At 72.7% G+C, this 16126-nt stretch carries 13 protein-coding genes; 6 read left to right on the forward strand and 7 right to left on the reverse strand.

What is annotated here, in order from left to right; all coding sequences use genetic code 11:
• The first annotated feature begins 133 nt into the window (after positions 1–133).
• Together HA073_RS01205 and HA073_RS01210 are read left to right on the forward strand one after the other, a co-directional pair.
• Entirely contained in the window at positions 134–883 is a 750-nt protein-coding gene (locus HA073_RS01205) for a helix-turn-helix transcriptional regulator (RefSeq protein WP_051611197.1), read from the forward strand.
• Positions 870–1070, forward strand: coding sequence for a DUF397 domain-containing protein (locus tag HA073_RS01210; RefSeq protein ID WP_043325844.1), 201 nt, complete (start codon positions 870–872; stop codon positions 1068–1070). The genes HA073_RS01205 and HA073_RS01210 overlap by 14 nt, the downstream gene beginning before the upstream one ends.
• Positions 1071–1083: 13 nt before the next feature.
• Here HA073_RS01210 and HA073_RS01215 read toward each other — a convergent pair whose 3' ends face one another.
• The 6 genes from HA073_RS01215 to pcaF all read right to left on the reverse strand — a co-directional run bounded on the left by HA073_RS01215 (position 1084) and on the right by pcaF (position 8214).
• A complete protein-coding gene (locus HA073_RS01215) occupies positions 1084–1461 on the reverse strand; it encodes a nuclear transport factor 2 family protein (protein ID WP_064447071.1) in 378 nt (125 codons plus the stop codon).
• 30 nt (positions 1462–1491) lie between these two features.
• Positions 1492–3066, reverse strand: coding sequence for an amino acid permease (locus HA073_RS01220; RefSeq protein ID WP_166455514.1), 1575 nt, complete (start codon positions 3064–3066; stop codon positions 1492–1494).
• A 262-nt stretch (positions 3067–3328) separates the two neighbouring features.
• On the reverse strand, positions 3329–3829 hold the full coding sequence (locus HA073_RS01225; protein WP_043325848.1) for a DUF456 domain-containing protein: 501 nt from the start codon (positions 3827–3829) through the stop codon (positions 3329–3331).
• 90 nt (positions 3830–3919) lie between these two features.
• Positions 3920–6070, reverse strand: coding sequence for a bifunctional diguanylate cyclase/phosphodiesterase (locus tag HA073_RS01230; RefSeq protein ID WP_043325850.1), 2151 nt, complete (start codon positions 6068–6070; stop codon positions 3920–3922).
• A 4-nt stretch (positions 6071–6074) separates the two neighbouring features.
• On the reverse strand, positions 6075–6893 hold the full coding sequence (locus tag HA073_RS01235) for an SAM-dependent methyltransferase (protein ID WP_064447258.1): 819 nt from the start codon (positions 6891–6893) through the stop codon (positions 6075–6077).
• A gap of 115 nt (positions 6894–7008) precedes the next feature.
• On the reverse strand, positions 7009–8214 hold the full coding sequence (gene pcaF / locus HA073_RS01240) for a 3-oxoadipyl-CoA thiolase (protein WP_166455515.1): 1206 nt from the start codon (positions 8212–8214) through the stop codon (positions 7009–7011).
• Positions 8215–8301: 87 nt separating this feature from the next.
• Here pcaF and HA073_RS01245 point away from each other — a divergent pair, with 87 nt between their 5' ends.
• The 4 genes from HA073_RS01245 (at position 8302) to HA073_RS01260 (ending at position 12485) form a co-directional block, all read left to right on the forward strand.
• Entirely contained in the window at positions 8302–9267 is a 966-nt protein-coding gene (locus HA073_RS01245) for a glutathione S-transferase family protein (protein ID WP_043325853.1), read from the forward strand.
• Positions 9260–9928, forward strand: coding sequence for a DUF998 domain-containing protein (locus HA073_RS01250; protein ID WP_043325855.1), 669 nt, complete (start codon positions 9260–9262; stop codon positions 9926–9928). The genes HA073_RS01245 and HA073_RS01250 overlap by 8 nt, the downstream gene beginning before the upstream one ends.
• A 136-nt stretch (positions 9929–10064) precedes the next feature.
• A complete protein-coding gene (locus tag HA073_RS01255; protein ID WP_181373726.1) occupies positions 10065–11345 on the forward strand; it encodes a dicarboxylate/amino acid:cation symporter in 1281 nt (426 codons plus the stop codon).
• A gap of 72 nt (positions 11346–11417) precedes the next feature.
• The gene (locus HA073_RS01260; protein ID WP_166455516.1) at positions 11418–12485 is read left to right on the forward strand and encodes an NADH:flavin oxidoreductase/NADH oxidase; all 1068 of its coding nucleotides are present in this window, start codon (positions 11418–11420) and stop codon (positions 12483–12485) included.
• Between the two features lie 82 nt (positions 12486–12567).
• Here the strand turns inward: HA073_RS01260 and HA073_RS01265 are convergent, their stop codons facing one another.
• Positions 12568–16053 (reverse strand): ABC transporter ATP-binding protein, encoded by a 3486-nt coding sequence (locus tag HA073_RS01265; protein ID WP_166455517.1) that lies wholly within the window; start codon positions 16051–16053, stop codon positions 12568–12570.
• Positions 16054–16126 lie beyond the last annotated feature (73 nt).

Here is a 16126-nt window from a genome sequence, read left to right on the forward strand (position 1 = left end):
GCATCGAGCCTGGTCACGGCGCACGAGTGAAGCACCGGGCCGGTCGGCGGATGTCGAATGAAATTCACGCACGGACTGTGGAGGAACTGTGGAGGAACCGACAGCCGATCTCATCCGATCGCAGCTCCGCCGGATGCGCTCCGCCGCCGGTCTCAGTCAGGAGGAGTTCGGCAGGCTTCTGCACTACTCCGCGTCCATGGTCTCGGCAGTGGAGACTGGGGCCCGTCCGCTGGATCGCGTGTTCCTTGCGCGAGCAGATGAGGCGCTGAAGACCGGCGACCTGCTGACAACGCTGCTGAAGATGGCCGAACGGGAGAGCCAGCCTTCGTGGTTCCGTCCCTGGCTGGAGGCCGAGCGCTCGGCCCGTCAGCTTCGGTATTTCAATCCGTCCCTGATCCCTGGCCTGCTTCAGACGGCGAACTATGCCCGGATGGTGCTGCGCTTCGACAGCACGAGACCCCACGAGGAAGTGGAGAAGCAGGTAGCTGCACGATTGGAGCGGCAGGAGATCTTGCTTCGCGACCGTCCCCCGCTCGTCATCGCAGTGACTGATGAGTCAGCGCTCCGCCGCCGTGACGCCATCATGGCCGAGCAGCTCGCGCACCTGCTGCACATGGCCGAACTGCCGCACGTCCAACTACACGTTATTCCAGCCGATGCCGGTCATCACGTCGGCCTTTCCGGGCCGCTGGCGCTGGCCCACTCGGCGGAAGGCGGCTGGGTGGGGCACCTGGAGAACCAGCTTGCGGGTCTGGTCGTCGATGGCGAGGATGCGATGGCGACGCTCCTGGCACGGTGGGAAGGCGTCCGCAGCGTAGCCTTGCCGCAGACCCTGTCGGTCGCCCTGATAAAGGAAGTAGAGAGTCAGCATGGACCTCAGTAGCGCGATCTGGAAGAAGTCCACCCGCAGCGGCACGAGCGGTGGTGACTGCGTGGAGGTGGCCGACAACCTGCCGGGAGTCGTACTCGTACGCGACAGCAAGGACCGCGACGGCGGCACCCTCCACGTCACCCCGTCCTCGTGGCGGTCATTCATCGCCCTGGCCAAGCAGACCGGACCCGCAGCCTGACCAACAGGCCACTTCACATCGGCTGGACCCAGGCCGCTCGCCACTGCGGAGACGGGTCATGGCCGAGGCTGGTCCAGTACTCCCGGCCCTCGACGATCCGTCCGTCGCGCACGGTCCAGAACGACGCGACCCGGTGCACGCCCATCCCCTCGTGCGGCACCTCCACCTCGGACACCACCGTCTCGCCCGACGCCACCACCCGCAGCACCCGGATCGACCAGCCCTCCGGGTACTCGGCGTTGATCTTCACGTAGTTGTCGCGACCCACGATCCGCTCGGCGCTGGCCGGCCACTCCACCACCACGTCGTCGGCCAGCAGCTCGCCGACGCCGGCCCAGTCGCGGGCCTGCATGCGATCCCACAGCGCGCGTACCACCGCTTCCGCATTCATGGGCCGGATCATGGCAGGCCCCACCGACAGCTACGACGGCTCGGCGGGCTCCGGCTCCGGATCGGCCTGTTCGACGGTACGGCGCGGGCCGGTGAACCACCTGCGGGCCGAGGCGTACCACCAGATGGCGACGCCGAGCAGCACGCCACCGATCGCGATCGGCGCGTAGTTGACAGCCGTCCAGCTGAAGTCGGGGTTGCCGGGCACCCCCGCCGGGACGATCGGCAGCACGAAGTAGATCGAGATGACGGCGATCTCGACCACCGCGATCCAGCCGAGCAGCTTGTAGCGGCGGCCGAGCGTCCACGGGCCCGGGGTGAACCGGTCGCCCATCCGCAGCCGCAGGAAGATCGGGATGATGAAGGACAGGTACAGCCCGATCACCGCCACCGACACCACCGCGTAGAACGCGACAGGGATGCCGCCGCGCTGGTAGAGCGCGGGCAGCGTGAGCACCAGCCCGGCCAGCGTCGCGCCGATGATGGCGTTGACCGGCGTGCCGTTGCGGTCGACAGTCGACCACAGCCGCCAGCCCGGCACGGCCCGGTCGCGGCTGAACGCGTACGCCATCCGCGACATCGACGTCACGCAGCTCATGCCGCAGAAGAACTGCCCGATGGTGGAGATGATGATGACGGCCTTGAAGAAGAACGGCGTCAGCGCCGTCTCGAAGATCGCCCCGGAGAAGCCGCCCGCCTCGTTTATCGCGTCCACGTCGGTGGCCGCGAACAGGAACGCCAGCAGCAGGATCCAGCCGCCCACCGCCGAGTAGAAGATCGACCGCCACAGCCCCTGCGCGGCGGCCTTGGACGCGCCGCGGGTCTCCTCGGAGACGTGCGCGCAGGCGTCGAAGCCGGTGATCGTGTACTGCGTGAGCAGGAAACCCAGCGGCAGCACGTAGAACCAGAACGCCAGCCCGCCGGTGTCGCCGTCACCGAAGCCGGAGTTGTTGAACCGCTCGGTGAACACGAACTGGAAGCTCTGGTGGTTGTCCGGGACCAGGACCAGGATCAGCACCACGGCGGCCGCGCCGGCCACGTGCCACCAGACCGAGACGTTCTGGAGTACGTCGATGATCCGGTGCCCGTAGATGTTGATCAGCCCGTGCAGCGCGAGGATCACCACGAACAGCCCGAACGTCTGGTGCCCGGTGCCGGCCCAGCCGTCGAACAGCGCCGACAGCGTCAGGTTGAGGAACGTGGCGCAGCCGTAGTCGACAGAGGCGGTCACCGCGACCAGCCCGATCAGGTTGAGCCAGCCGGTGAACCAGCCGTGCACCGGCCGGCCCATGGTCGCCGCCCACCAGTAGATCCCGCCCGCCGTCGGGTACGCGGAAACCAGCTCGGCCAGGCAGAAGCCGATGATCAGGATGAACAGCGAGATCAGCGGCCAGCCCCAGGAGATCGCCACCGGGCCACCGTTGTTCCACGCCTGGCCGAACGTGGTGAAGCAGCCGGCCAGGATCGAGATGATGGAGAACGAGATCGCGAAGTTGGAGAAGCCGCTCCACTTGCGGCGCAACTCCTGTTTGTAGCCGAGTTCGGCGAGTCGTCGGGCGTCGTCGTCCATCGGCTGCTCGGCGGTCGGCGCGGGCGTCGTGGCCACTGCACACCTCCTCGAGGCGATGCTCGTGCGAGTGCTCGCAGTGTGCTCCCGGCCGATCAAGGTGGTCAATACGTACCCCGGTAATTGCGTTGTCGCCGGATCCCACCGGGGGCATCATTGTGGGCGTGACCAGGCCCGACCCGACGGGCCGGCGCCGGGCGCTCGGCAACGCCCGGTCCGCGGCGGCGCGCGGCGTCCACCTCTCTCTCACTGAAGTACGGCGATCGGCCGTACCCTCCGGACGCCCCGCGCCGCCGCACCTCTAGACGAACAGCAACCCGGCGACCCAGAGCGCGGCGATCATCAGGCCGGCCATGAACTCCAGCAGCATGGACAGCCCGGCCGCCTTCAGCGCCTGCACGGTGGCCGGCCAGGCGAGCCGGGTGTCGCCCAGCCGCAGCCGCTCCGCGCCGAAGATCCCGCCGACGAAGCCGATCGGCAGCCCGACCACCGGGATCACGAAGAAGCCGACCACCCCGAGCAGCCCGCCGACCAGCAGCGACGACGTGGGCACGCCGGTCCGCTTCAGGTTCCGCCCGGGCCACAGGTACTTGAGCACGGTGCCGCCGGCGGCGATCACTGTGGCGGCGGCGAGCACCGCCCAGCGGCCCGGCCCGGCGCCGCCGAACAGCGCCCACACCAGTACGCCGCCCCAGCACAGCGGCAGCGCCGGCAGCCCGGGCACTACCACTCCGGCCAACCCGGCGATGATCGCCAGCGCGGCGACCACCGACACCACGGCCTGCGAATCGGTGAGGCTCACCGTTCTCCCTTCCTCGCCTGCCGCCGCGTGAGCGGGAGGTGTTAAGCGGGGCCCCCTGCTCTACCGGAGGCGTTAACAGGGGGCCCTTCCTTACCCGCCCAGGCGGGCGCGGATGCCGTCGGCGGGCATCGGGGCGCCGAACAGGCGGCCCTGCCCGGTGTCGCACCGCAGCGCCCGCAGCCGCTCGGCCTGCACCTCGGTCTCCACCGCCTCGGCCGTCACCGACAGCTCCAGCGCGTGCGCCAGCCGGACCAGCGCGTCCACGATCCGCTCGTCCCGGTGGTCGGCGACCGCGTCCCCGCCGTCACCCTTTATCCCCTCGACGAACGGGCCCGCCAGCTTCACGCAGTGGATCGGCAGCCGCCGCAGGTACGCCAGGTTCGAGTACCCGGTGCCGAAGTCGTCGATGGCCAGCCGCAGCCCCAGGTCGGCGAGCTGGTGCAGGGTCCGCAGCGGCTCACCCGCGCTGCCCATGACCGCGCTCTCGGTCAGCTCCAGCTGCAACAGCTCGGCCGGCAGGCCGGTGTGCTGCAACGCCTCCGCGACCGTCTCCACGATGGCCGGGTCGTCCGCCTGCCGGGCGGCCAGGTTGACGCTGACCACCAGCGACGTCTCCGGGTACGCGCGCCGCCACGACTCGGCGTCGCGGCACGCCTGACGCAGCACCCACGCGCCGAGCCGGACGATCAGGCCGGTCTCCTCGGCCAGCCCGATGAACCGGTCCGGCCCGATCAGGCCCAGCTCGGGGTGCTGCCAGCGCACCAGCGCCTCGACCGCCACCATCGTGCCGTCCAGCAGCGACACGATCGGCTGGTAGTGCAGCACGAACTCGTCCCGGTCCAGCGCGGCGGGCAGGTTCGCGGCCAGCGCCGAGCGGGCGATGTCGGCGGCGCTGCGCTCCGGGTCGTACACCGCCCAGCGTCCCCGGCCCTCCGCCTTGGCCCAGTACAGCGTGGTGTCGGCGGCCTTCATCAGGTCACCGACGCTGGTTTCCGCCGCCGGGCACTCCACGATGCCGATGCTCGCCGACACGGCGAGCTGCTGGTCGGCGACGTGCACCGGCGCGGAGACGGCGGCCAGCGCCAGTTCGGCGACCTCCACCGCGTCGTCGATGCCGCCGTCGGAGTCGACCAGGATGACGAACTCGTCGCCGCCCATGCGGGCCACCAGGTGACCGCGCCCGGCCACGCAGTCGCTGAGCCGGCGGGCGATCACCTTGAGCAGCCGGTCGCCCAGGTCGTGGCCGAGGCTGTCGTTTATCGCCTTGAAGCCGTCCAGGTCGATGAAGCAGAGCCCGACGCGCTGGTCGTCGCCCGCCCCGTCGAAGACGGTGCCGAGCGTCTCGAAGAACAGCGTCCGGTTGGGCAGGCCGGTCAGCGGGTCGTGCAGCGCCTGGAACCGCAGCCGCTGCTGCAGCTCGTACCGCTCGGTGATGTCCTCGACCATGGCGACGGTGAACCGGGGCCGGCCGTCGTCGTGCCGGATCAGCGAGACCGCGAGGTCGGTCCAGACGACGCTGCCGTCCTTGCGGTAGTAGCGCTTCTCGACCCGCGCGCTGTCCCGCTTGCCCTCGATCAGCTCCTGGTACAGCTCCCACATGCCGGCCGCGTCGTCGGCGTAGGCCAGCGCCGACACGTTCATCCGCCGCATCTCCGCGACGGTGTAGCCGAGCATGTCCGCGAAGGACTGGTTGACCTCGATGATCTGCCCGTCCACACCGGCGATGCCGATGCCGATGACGGCGCCGGTGAAGACCGCCCGGAAGCGGGCCTCGCTGTCCCGCAGCGCCTGCTCGACGGTGTCCCGCGCCTGCCAGGCGGAACGGGAGATCCGCTCCTGCTGGCTGAACACCCGGTCGCGCAACGCGCGGGCGAACCCGGCGGCGAACGCGCCCTGCAGCAGCGCGACCCGCTCGCGCAGTTCGGGTGACTCCGCCCGGCCGGGCAGCACCCACTGCAGGAACCGGTCACCGAGCGCCTGCACCGACCAGTCGAGCACGCCGGGCTCGGTGAGATGCGCCTGCACCAGGGCCCGTCCCACCTCCTCCGCCGGGCGGGCGGAGAAGGTGGGGGCGAGCAGGGCCTCGCCGAGCCGCTCGGTGAGCGGCACCAGCAGGCGCTCGGTCTCGGCCGCGGTCAGCGGCACGAATCCGATGCGGCGCACCGCACGAGCCCACTCGGCGGCGTACGCGACGGCGCCGGGCCGGCTGACGTCTCCCCCGTCGATGTCCGGGGCGCGCATGGGATCAGCCGAGGGCGCGGTCGTGCCGGGCGACGCCGCCGAAGGCGCCGAACCGCTCCGGGTGCTCGTCCACGTCCGACGGTGACTCGGGCCGCCACAGCGGCATGTGCACCACGCCCGGTTCGAGGATCGTCCAGTCGCCGAAGAAGCCGGTGATCTCGGCCCGCGAGCGCAGCGTGATCTCGGTGGCGGTACGCGCGGACAGCCGCTGCGCGTCCAGCATCTCCTGCGGCTGGTCCTCGAACGTGGAGTGGGAGATGACCAGGTAGCTGCCCGGGGCGGCGGCCGCCCGCAGGGTGGCCAGGATGTCGGCCGGGCGGTCGGCGTCCGGGACGAAGTGCACGACGCCGGCGAGCAGGATGCCCAGCGGCCGGTCGAAGTCGATCAGCCCGCTGGACCGGGCGTGGTCCAGGATCAGCTTCGGCTCACGCAGGTCGGCCAGGACCGCGGTGGCGCGCTCGTTGCCGGCGAGCAGCTCGTGGCTGTGCGCCACGGCGACCGGGTCGATGTCGACGTACACGATGCGGGCGTCCGGGTTCGCGGCCTGGGCGACCTCGTGCACGTTGCCGACGGTGGGGATGCCGGAGCCGATGTCGAGGAACTGGTCGATGCCGGCGTCGAGCAGCACCCGTACCGCCCGGCGCAGGAACTCCCGGCCCGAGCGCATGGTGGCGGCCAGGTTCGGTGTCATGGCCGCGATCTGCTCGGCCAGCTGCCGGTCGATCTCGAAGTTGTGGGCCCCACCGAGGAAGTAGTCGTAGACCCGGGCGGCGCTCGGCCGACTCAGGTCGATCTCGGTGGGCGCGCCGTCCGGCGTCTGCATCGCTCGGTCCCCCAGGTCGTCGCCGCCGTCGCTGGCGGGTCGTGTGGTGCAGACCACTCTAGGCCGGTACGGCCAGGTATGGGAGATCCACAACGGGCGATGCTGCCGGCCGGCGTCAGTCGGCCGACTCCAGCAGCAGCGAGATGCCCTGGCCGACGCCGACGCACATGGTGGCGAGCGCCCGGCGGCCGCCACGGCGGCGCAGTTCCAGCGCGGCGGTCAGCGCCAGCCGGGCGCCGCTGGCGCCGAGCGGGTGGCCCAGCGCGATCGCCCCGCCGCCCGGGTTGACATGCTCGGCGTCCTCCGGCAGGCCCAGCTCGCGCAGCACCGCCACGGCCTGCGCGGCGAACGCCTCGTTCAGCTCGATCACGTCCACGTCGGCGAGCGACAGGCCCGTCCGGTCGAGCAGCTTGCGGGTGGCCGGCACCGGGCCGACGCCCATGATCCGCGGCGGTACGCCGGCCGCCGCCGCGCCGCGTACCCGGGCCAGCGGGGTGAGGCCGTAGCGTTCGACGGCGGCCGCGGAGGCGACGAGCAGCGCGACCGCGCCGTCGTTGACGCCGGAGGAGTTGCCGGCCGTCACCGTGCCGCCCTCACGGAACGGGGTGGGCAGCGAGGCGAGCTTCGCCAGCGTCGTCTCGCGCGGGTGCTCGTCGGCCTCGACCAGCTTCGTCTCGCGCTTGCCGGCGGGCACCGTCACCGGGACGATCTCCTCGGCCAGCCGGCCGTCGGCCTGCGCCTTGGCGGCCCGCTGCTGCGACCGGTACGCGAAGGCGTCCTGCGCGGCCCGGTCCACGCCGAACTCGGCTGCCACGTTCTCCGCCGTCTCCGGCATCGAGTCGACGCCCCAGCCCTTGCGCATCAGCGGGTTGACCAGCCGCCAGCCGATGGTGGTGTCGTACACCTCGGCGGTGCGGGCGAACGGCGTGGCCGCCTTCGGCATGACGAACGGCGCGCGGCTCATGCTCTCCACGCCGCCGGCCACCACCAGGTCGGCCTCACCGGCGACGATCGCGCGGGCGGCGGAGGCGAGCGCGTCCAGGCCGGATCCGCAGAGCCGGTTGACGGTGCTGCCCGGCACCTCCTCCGGCAACCCGGCGAGCAGCGCGGCCATCCGGGCCACGTTGCGGTTGTCCTCGCCGGCCTGGTTGGCGCAGCCCAGGATCACGTCGTCGGTACGCGCCCAGTCGACCGACGGGTGGCGGGCCACCAGCTCGCGGACGACGTGCGCGGCCAGGTCGTCGGGGCGGACCCCGGCCAGGGCGCCGGCGTACCGGCCGATCGGGGTGCGGACTCCGGCAACGAGATAGGCCACTGTCATCGCGCGTACGTCCTTCGGGGGTGGGAAGGGGTCGGTGGGGGTACCCGGCGCCAGGATATCCGTGACCGGAGCGGATAGGTTTGCCGCATGTCCGGGGCCCAGTTCAGCGCAGAGACAAGCGGCGGCGGCGCGTTCGTCCGCCAGCCCAACCGGTTCACCGGCCGGGTCACCCCGCACTCCACCTCCCCGGAGGGCGGCGGGCCGGACGATCAGGGGCGCTGGCCGCTGGAGGCGGGCCGCTACCGGCTGATCTGGTGCCGGGCCTGCCCGTGGGCGCACCGGGCCCGGATCGTGCGCGGCCTGCTCGGGCTGGACGAGGTGATCTCGCTGGGCACCGTCGACCCCATCCGGGACGAGCGGGGCTGGCGGTTCGCGCTCGACCCGGACGGCTTCGACCCGGTGCTCGGCATCGGCTTCCTGTCCGAGGCGTACCTGTCCACCGACGCGGACTACACCGGCCGGGTCACCGTGCCGGCGCTCGTGGACACGCTCACCGGACGGGTGGTCACGAACGACTATCCGCAGCTCACGCTCGACTTCTCGACCGAGTGGCGGCGGTTCCACGCGCCGGACGCGCCGGATCTGTACCCGGTCGAGCTGCGCCCGGAGATGGACGCGCTGATGGCGGAGATCCACCGGGACGTCAACAACGGCGTCTACCGATGCGGGTTCGCCACCTCCCAGGAGGCGTACGACGAGGCGTTCACCGCACTGTTCGCCCGCCTCGACGCGCTGAGCGAGCGGCTGGCCGGCCGGCGCTACCTGATGGGCGACGCGATCACCGAGGCGGACGTGCGCCTGTTCACCACGCTGGTGCGCTTCGACGTGGCGTACCACGGGCACTTCAAGTGCAACCTGCGCAAGCTGACCGAGATGCCGGTGCTCTGGGCGTACGCGCGGGACCTGTTCCAGACGCCGGGCTTCGGCGAGACGGTGGACTTCGACCACATCAAGCGGCACTACTACGCCACCCACGACATGATCAACCCGACCCGGATCGTGCCGCTCGGCCCCGACCTGTCCGGCTGGACCACCCCGCACGGACGTGGCTGAGGACACCGGCCGCCGGATCTCCGCCGCGTTCGCCGCCGTCTGCCTGGCCGCCGGCGCGGCTGCGGTGACTGTTGCGGTGGTCGCCGGTCCCGGTCCCGGACCCGTCGCGTACGTGAGTGAGGCGGGCATCGCGGACAGCGGGTACGCCGGGGCGTACCGGATCGGGATCTTCTCGGTGGCCGCGTCGCTGCTGCTGCTCGCCGGGGCGCTGCCGCCGGGTTTGCGGGCGGCGGCCGGGCTGCTCGGCATCGGCGCGGTCGCGACTGTGCTGTCCGGCGCTGTCACGTGCAGCGAGGGCTGTCCGTTGCCGCCGTTCGAGGCGCCCACGGTGGCGGACCTGGTGCACGGCGGGGCCAGCATCGCGGCGACCGCCGCTGTGGTGCTCGCCATGCTCGTGGTGCTGTTCTCCCGGGCGGCGGACCAGGGGCTGCGGCGGATCGCCGCGGTCGGCGCGGCGGTGGCGCTGCCGGTGGCCGTCGTGGTCGCGCTGGCGCTGCTGCTGGTCGGCCGCAGCACGCTGCTCGGGCTGTCGGAGCGGGTGCTGCTGGTCGTGGTCGCCGCCTGGGGACTGGTCACCTCCGGATACCTGGCTGTAAGGAGCCTCACCGGCGACGGTCCTTCCGTTCCCACCCGCGACGGGAGTAACGTGTCGCGACGATGACCAATGTCTGGTGCCTCACCGAGCGCCTGTACGTCGATCTGCGACGGCAGGCCAGCGGCGTCTGTCCGGCGTAGCTCCACGCCCTGACGCCCGCCTTCCCTCTCCAGACCTTGGACCCGTCCTCATGGCTTCCGCCCTGCGCAGAATTCCCTTCTCCGTCCAGATCCTGCTGGGCCTCGTGCTCGGTGTGGCGCTCGGTTTCCTCGCCCGCGCCGCCGACCTCGCCTGGCTGACCAGCACGCTCGACACCGTCGGCGGCCTCTTCGTCCAGCTGCTCAAGCTGGCCGTGCCGCCGCTTGTCTTCACCGCCATCGTGGTCAGCGTGGTCAGCCTGCGCGGCGTCGCCAACGCCGCCCGGCTCGCCGTCAAGACGCTGCTCTGGTTCGCCGTCACCGCGCTCATCGCGGTGAGCATCGGCATCGGCCTCGGCCTGCTCACCGACCCCGGCCGCGGCGTCAACCTGGACCCGGCCGGCGCCACCGCGCCGAAGACCACCGGCTCCTGGATCGACTTCCTCACCGGCATCGTCCCGACCAACCCGGTCGGCGCGTTCGTCGAGGGCAACGTCCTGCAGATCGTCTTCCTCGCCCTGGTGGTGGGTGCCGCCGCGCTGCTCGTCGGCGACGCCGCCGAGCCGTTCGTGTCGCTCAACCGCTCGCTGCTGTCGATCGTGCAGAAGGCGCTCTGGTGGGTCATCCGGCTCGCCCCGATCGGCACGCTCGGCCTGATCGGCAACGCCGTCGCCTCGTACGGCTGGGACCTGCTGGCCCCGCTCGCGAAGTTCACCACGGCCGTCTACGTCGGCTGCGCGCTGGTGCTGTTCGTGGTCTACCCGGTGCTGCTCGCGGTGGCCGGCAAGCTCAACCCGCTGCGCTTCTTCGCCGGCGCCTGGCCCGCCATCGAGCTGGCGTTCGTGTCCCGCTCCTCGGTGGGCACCATGCCGGTGACCCAGCGCTCGGTGGAGCGCCTCGGCGTCCCCCGCGAGTACGCCTCCTTCGCCGTGCCGTTCGGCGCCACCACGAAGATGGACGGCTGCGCCGCCATCTACCCGGCGCTCGCCGCGATCTTCGTGGCGCAGGTGTTCGGCGTGAACCTGGGCGTCACCGACTACCTGCTGATCGCGTTCGTCTCGGTGGTCGGCTCGGCCGCCACCGCCGGCCTGACCGGCGCGATCGTCATGCTCACGCTGACCCTGAGCACGCTGGGCCTGCCGCTGGCCGGGGCCGGCCTGCTGCTGGCCATCGACCCGATCCTGGACATGATCCGCACCGCCACGAACGTGGCCGGTCAAGCGGTGGTGCCGACCATCGTGGCCGCCCGGGAGGGCACGCTCGACCGGGCCGCGTACGACTCGGCCGGCAAGCGCGACCTGATCGAGCCGGTCGAGACCGAGCGGCTCGACCCCGTACCCGCCTGATCCACACTTCTTCGGGTGCGTCTTCCGAAAGCGGGAGGCGCACCCGAAGCCATGACCGGAGGATCTTCGACAATGAGCGCCCTGTTCACCCCGCTCGCCCTGCGCGGCGTCACGCTGCCCAACCGGATCGCGCTGGCGCCCATGTGCCAGTACAGCGCCGGGCCCGACGGCCTGCCCACCGACTGGCACCGCGTCCACCTCGGCTCCCGCGCGGTCGGCGGGGCCGGGCTCGTGATCACCGAGGCGACAGCTGTGGTGCCCGAGGGCCGGATCAGCCCGCAGGACACCGGCCTCTGGTCCGGCGCGCACGTCGACGCCTGGCGGCCGATCACCGCGTTCGTCGCCGACCACGGCGCGGTGCCGGCCGTGCAGCTCGCGCACGCCGGGTTCAAGGCGTCCACGTACCGGCCGTGGGCGCCCGCGCGCGGCGGCGTGCCGGACGCCGAGGGCGGCTGGACCCCGGTGGGCCCGGGCGACCAGCCGTTCGTGCCGGAGTACCGCAAGCCCACCGCGCTGGACGAGGCGGGCATCGCCGCCGTGGTGGACGCCTTCGCCACCGCCGCCGGGCGGGCGCTCGACGCCGGGTTCGCCGCCGTGGAGATCCACGCCGCGCACGGCTACCTGCTGCACGAGTTCCTGTCGCCGCTGACCAACCGGCGCACCGACGGCTGGGGCGGCGACCGGGCCGCCCGGATGCGGCTCACGCTGGAGGTGGCCCGCACGGTACGCGCCGCCGTCGGCGAGTCGGTGCCGGTGCTGACCCGGATCTCCGCCACCGACTGGACCGACGACGGCTGGACCGTCGAGGACAGCGTGGTGCTCGCCGGTGAGCTGGCCGCCGCCGGAGTGGACCTGGTCGACACGTCCTCCGGCGGCGCGGCGGTCCGGGCGTCCATCCCGGTCGGGCCCGGCTACCAGGTGCCGCTGGCCGCCCGGATCCGCCGCGACGCCGGGGTGCCGACCGGTGCCGTGGGCCTGATCGTCGAGCCCGAGCAGGCCGAGCAGATCGTGGCCGGCGGCGAGGCGGACCTGGTGCTGCTGGGCCGGGAACTGCTGCGCGACCCGTACTGGCCGCGCCGCGCCGCCGCCAAGCTTAACGCCACCCCCGCCTGGCCCAACCAGTACGCCCGCGCCTTCTGACCGTGCCCGTCGATCATGAAGTTGGCGGCGTTCCGCGTCCGATTTGACGCCGCCAACTTCATGATCAACCGGGAGAACGCGGTCAGCCGGCCAGGTGGTTCCAGCGGGGTTCCAGGTCGGTCCAGGCGCCCTGGTCGGCCACCGTGCCGTCGATCAGCACCACCACGTGGTCGGCCCGGACCAGCGCGGCCCGCTTCGCGGTCGAGCCGACCACAGTCACCCCGTGCTCGCGCAACGCCGCCCACAACGCCAGCTCCGTGCTCACGTCCAGCGCCGACGACACGTCGTCGGCCACCAGCAGCTCGGTACGCGGCGCGAGCGCCCGGGCCAGCGCCAGCCGCTGGAGCTGACCACCGGAGAGCCGGGTGCCCTTGTGCCCGATCAGCAACCCGAGCCCGCCCCCCGCGGCGGCCAGGTCGTGTTCGAGCTGGGCGGTCGAGACCGCACCGGCGGCGTCCACCTGGTGCCCGAGCGCGATGTTGTCGGCCACCGTGCCGGAGAGCACCCGGGGCAGCTGACCCACGTACCCGACCTGGTTGGGGCGCAGGAACATCTCCGGCTCGGTCACCGGGTCGCCGTTCCAGCGCAGCTCGCCGACGTGGTGCACGATCCCGGCCAGCGCGCGCAGCAGCGACGACTTGCCGGACCCGACCGGGCCGACGACCAGCACCAGCTGCCCGCGCTCGACCACCAGGTCGACGTCGCGCACGGCCAGCGTGCCGTCGGAGTGCAGCGCGCCGAAGCCGGCCAGTTCCAGGCGGCGCAGCGGGTGCCGGGGCGGCGGCTCGGGCGCGGGCGCGGTCCCGGCGACCAGATCCAGGCCGGGCACCGGCGCCGCGTACACGGCCTCGCCGGTCATCGCCACCGTCCGCTTCGTCCACACCCGCGCCGACGGGTACTGCGACACCAGTGACGCGGTGGTCCACGCGAACCAGCGGGCCGCGCCGAGCGTGGAGACGGCCACCAGCGTGGCGCCGGCGGACAGCCCGCCGGCCAGGTAGAGCGCCCACGCGCCGATCGGCAGCAGGCCGCTGGCCACCGACGGGGTGGACCGGGCCCACACCTGCATGGCGATCTCGCGCCGCTGCCGCTCGCTGCGTACCTCGTCGAGCCGGGCGAGGTGCCGCAGCACCGGGCGGGTGGCGCCGGCCAGCTTGACCGTACGGGCGGCGGACAGCGCGGAGACCAGCGCGGTGGCGAACGCGGCGCGCGCCTTCACCGTGCCGGCCGCGGTGCGTTCCAGCCTCGGCCCGAACAGCGTCGCCGCCAGCCCGGAGACCACCATCGTGCCGACGAAGAACAACGCCGGTACGAAGCTGCCGGTCACCAGCGTCATGGTGACCACGATGACCAGCGAGATGAACTGGTCCATCAGGTTGTCGGCCAGGTGCACCACCCGGTCGGTGTCACCGCCCTGGGCCACCACCTCGGCCGGGGTGTGCCCGCTGACCCGGCGCGCGCCGGTCTGCCCGTGCACCAGCCGGGCGCTGATCCGCAGCATCTGCCGGATCCACCACTGCGGGAACCACAGGTTCGTCAGGTACGGCAGCGGCAGCACCACGAGCAGCGCGGCCACGATGCCCAGCGCCGGCAGCCACGGGTCGCCGCCGCCGACCAGGTCGGCCCAGAGCCAGGGCAGCACCGCGCCGTCCATCCCGAGCACAGTCATCACGATGAACAGGCCGACCGAGATCAGGCCGTACCGCGGGTCGTTGAGGCCCAGCCGGAGGATCTCCCGCATGGTCCGCGCGGGGGGCGCGGGCGGCGCGGGTGGCGGGTCGGCGCGCGGCACGGCGGCCGGCCGCGTCGCGGGCGCGGTCGGCGTGGCGGGCGCGTCGTCCCAGGCGGGCGCGTCGAGCAGGTCGACGCCGCCGCGCCGGGCGCCCACTCCGGCGTACGCCCCGGCGTGGCTGGTGGCGAGCAGTTCGGCGAAGCGGGCCGACTCGCGCAGCGGACCGGCCTCCAGCACCGCTCCGTCGGCCATCACCACCACCTCGTCGCAGCGGCGCACCGAGGAGAGCCGGTGCGCGATGACGATGCCGATCCGGTCGGTGAGCAGCCGTTCGGTGGCCTCGCGTACCCGGTTCTCGGTGACCGGGTCGAGCCGCGCGGTGGCCTCGTCGAGGATCACCACGTGCGGGTCGCGGACCAGGATGCGGGCGAACGCGACGAGCTGCTCCTGCCCGGCGGAGAGCACGTAGCCGCCGTCGCCGAGCCGGGTGTGCACGCCGTCGGGCAGCTCGGCGATCCAGGCGGACAGGCCCAGCTCGGCCAGCGCCCGCTCGGCGGCGTCCAGCAGCTCCGGGTCGAACAGCGCCACGTTCTCGGCGAGCGTCCCGGCCAGGATCTCGGTGCGCTGCGGCACCACGGCGATCCACCGGCGCAGTTCCTCCACGTCCAGGTCGACCAGGTCGGTGTCGCCGAGGAACACCGTGCCGCGGGGCACGTCCACCGCCCGGGTGAGCACCTTTGCCAGCGTCGACTTGCCCGAGCCGGTACGCCCGACGAGCGCGTACGAGCGGCCCCGGACGAAGTCGAGGCGCACGTCGCGCAGCGCCGGCCCGCGCTCGTCCCCGCCGGCCGGGTAGCGGTAGGTGAGCCCGCGCACGGTCAGGTCGCCGTCGACGGGGGTGGCCCCGCCCTCCGGCTCCTGCGGCGACCCGGCGAGCAGTTGCACCCGGCCCCACGCGCCGAACGCCTGCTGCAGGTGCGGCACCCAGCGGGCGATGTGCTCGACAGTCGCGCCGAACGCGATGGCCAGCAGCCAGATCCCGGTCAGCCGGGCGGCGTCGACGCGGCCGGTGGCGAGCGCCCACGCGCCGCCCAGCACCACACCGGCGATGCCGACCCGGACCGCGCCGGCGGCGGCCGCGGTGACCCGGGCGGAGAGCCGGAACACCCGGACGCACCGGGCGATCACCTCGGCCGCGCGGCGGGCGTAGAGGCGCAGCACGTACGGCCGGGCGAGGCTGGTGCGCACGTCGTCCTGCCCGTGCACCGCCTCCTCCATCACCGCCGCGAGGTCCGACCACGCCTCCTCCTCGGCCATCCGGGCCGGGGCGATCCGGGCGGTCGGGCGGCGCAGCGTCACCGCGAGCAGGGAGGTGAGCACGATCATGCCGACACCGGCGGGCCACCAGACGATCAGCGCGCTCACCGTCGCGAGGACGCAGACCGCGAGGCCCTGCGCCAGCCGTACGCCGGTGTTCCGCATCTCGGCGGCGACCTGGTAGACGTCGTTGTCGATCCGGTCGAGCAACTCGCCGACCGGCGTGGTCTCCAGGGTGGGCAGGTCCTGGCCGAGCGCGACCCGGCAGAGCCGCCGCCGCACGTCGGCCGACCAGTCGGCGGTGAGCCGCGCCATGATCAGGCCGATCAGCAGGTCGGTGACGACAGCGGCGACGAGCGCCACCGCGAGCGCGACGAACCAGCCGGACGAACGGTGCACCAGCACCGGCCCGGCCAGCGCGGACGCGGCCGCCTGGCCACCGGCCCCGAGCACGATCAGCAGCAGGACCGCCGCCATCCGCCGGGGCGCCGTGGCCCAGAGATCTCGGAGCAGGCGCATGGAAGGTCCTCCGGACTCGGATCGGTGGGGGCGGTGACCTCACCCTCACCCTTCCGGCGGCCCGGAATCAACC

This window comes from Micromonospora sp. CMU55-4 (assembly GCF_011602315.1).
Classification (GTDB): Bacteria; Actinomycetota; Actinomycetes; order Mycobacteriales; family Micromonosporaceae; genus Micromonospora; species Micromonospora chalcea.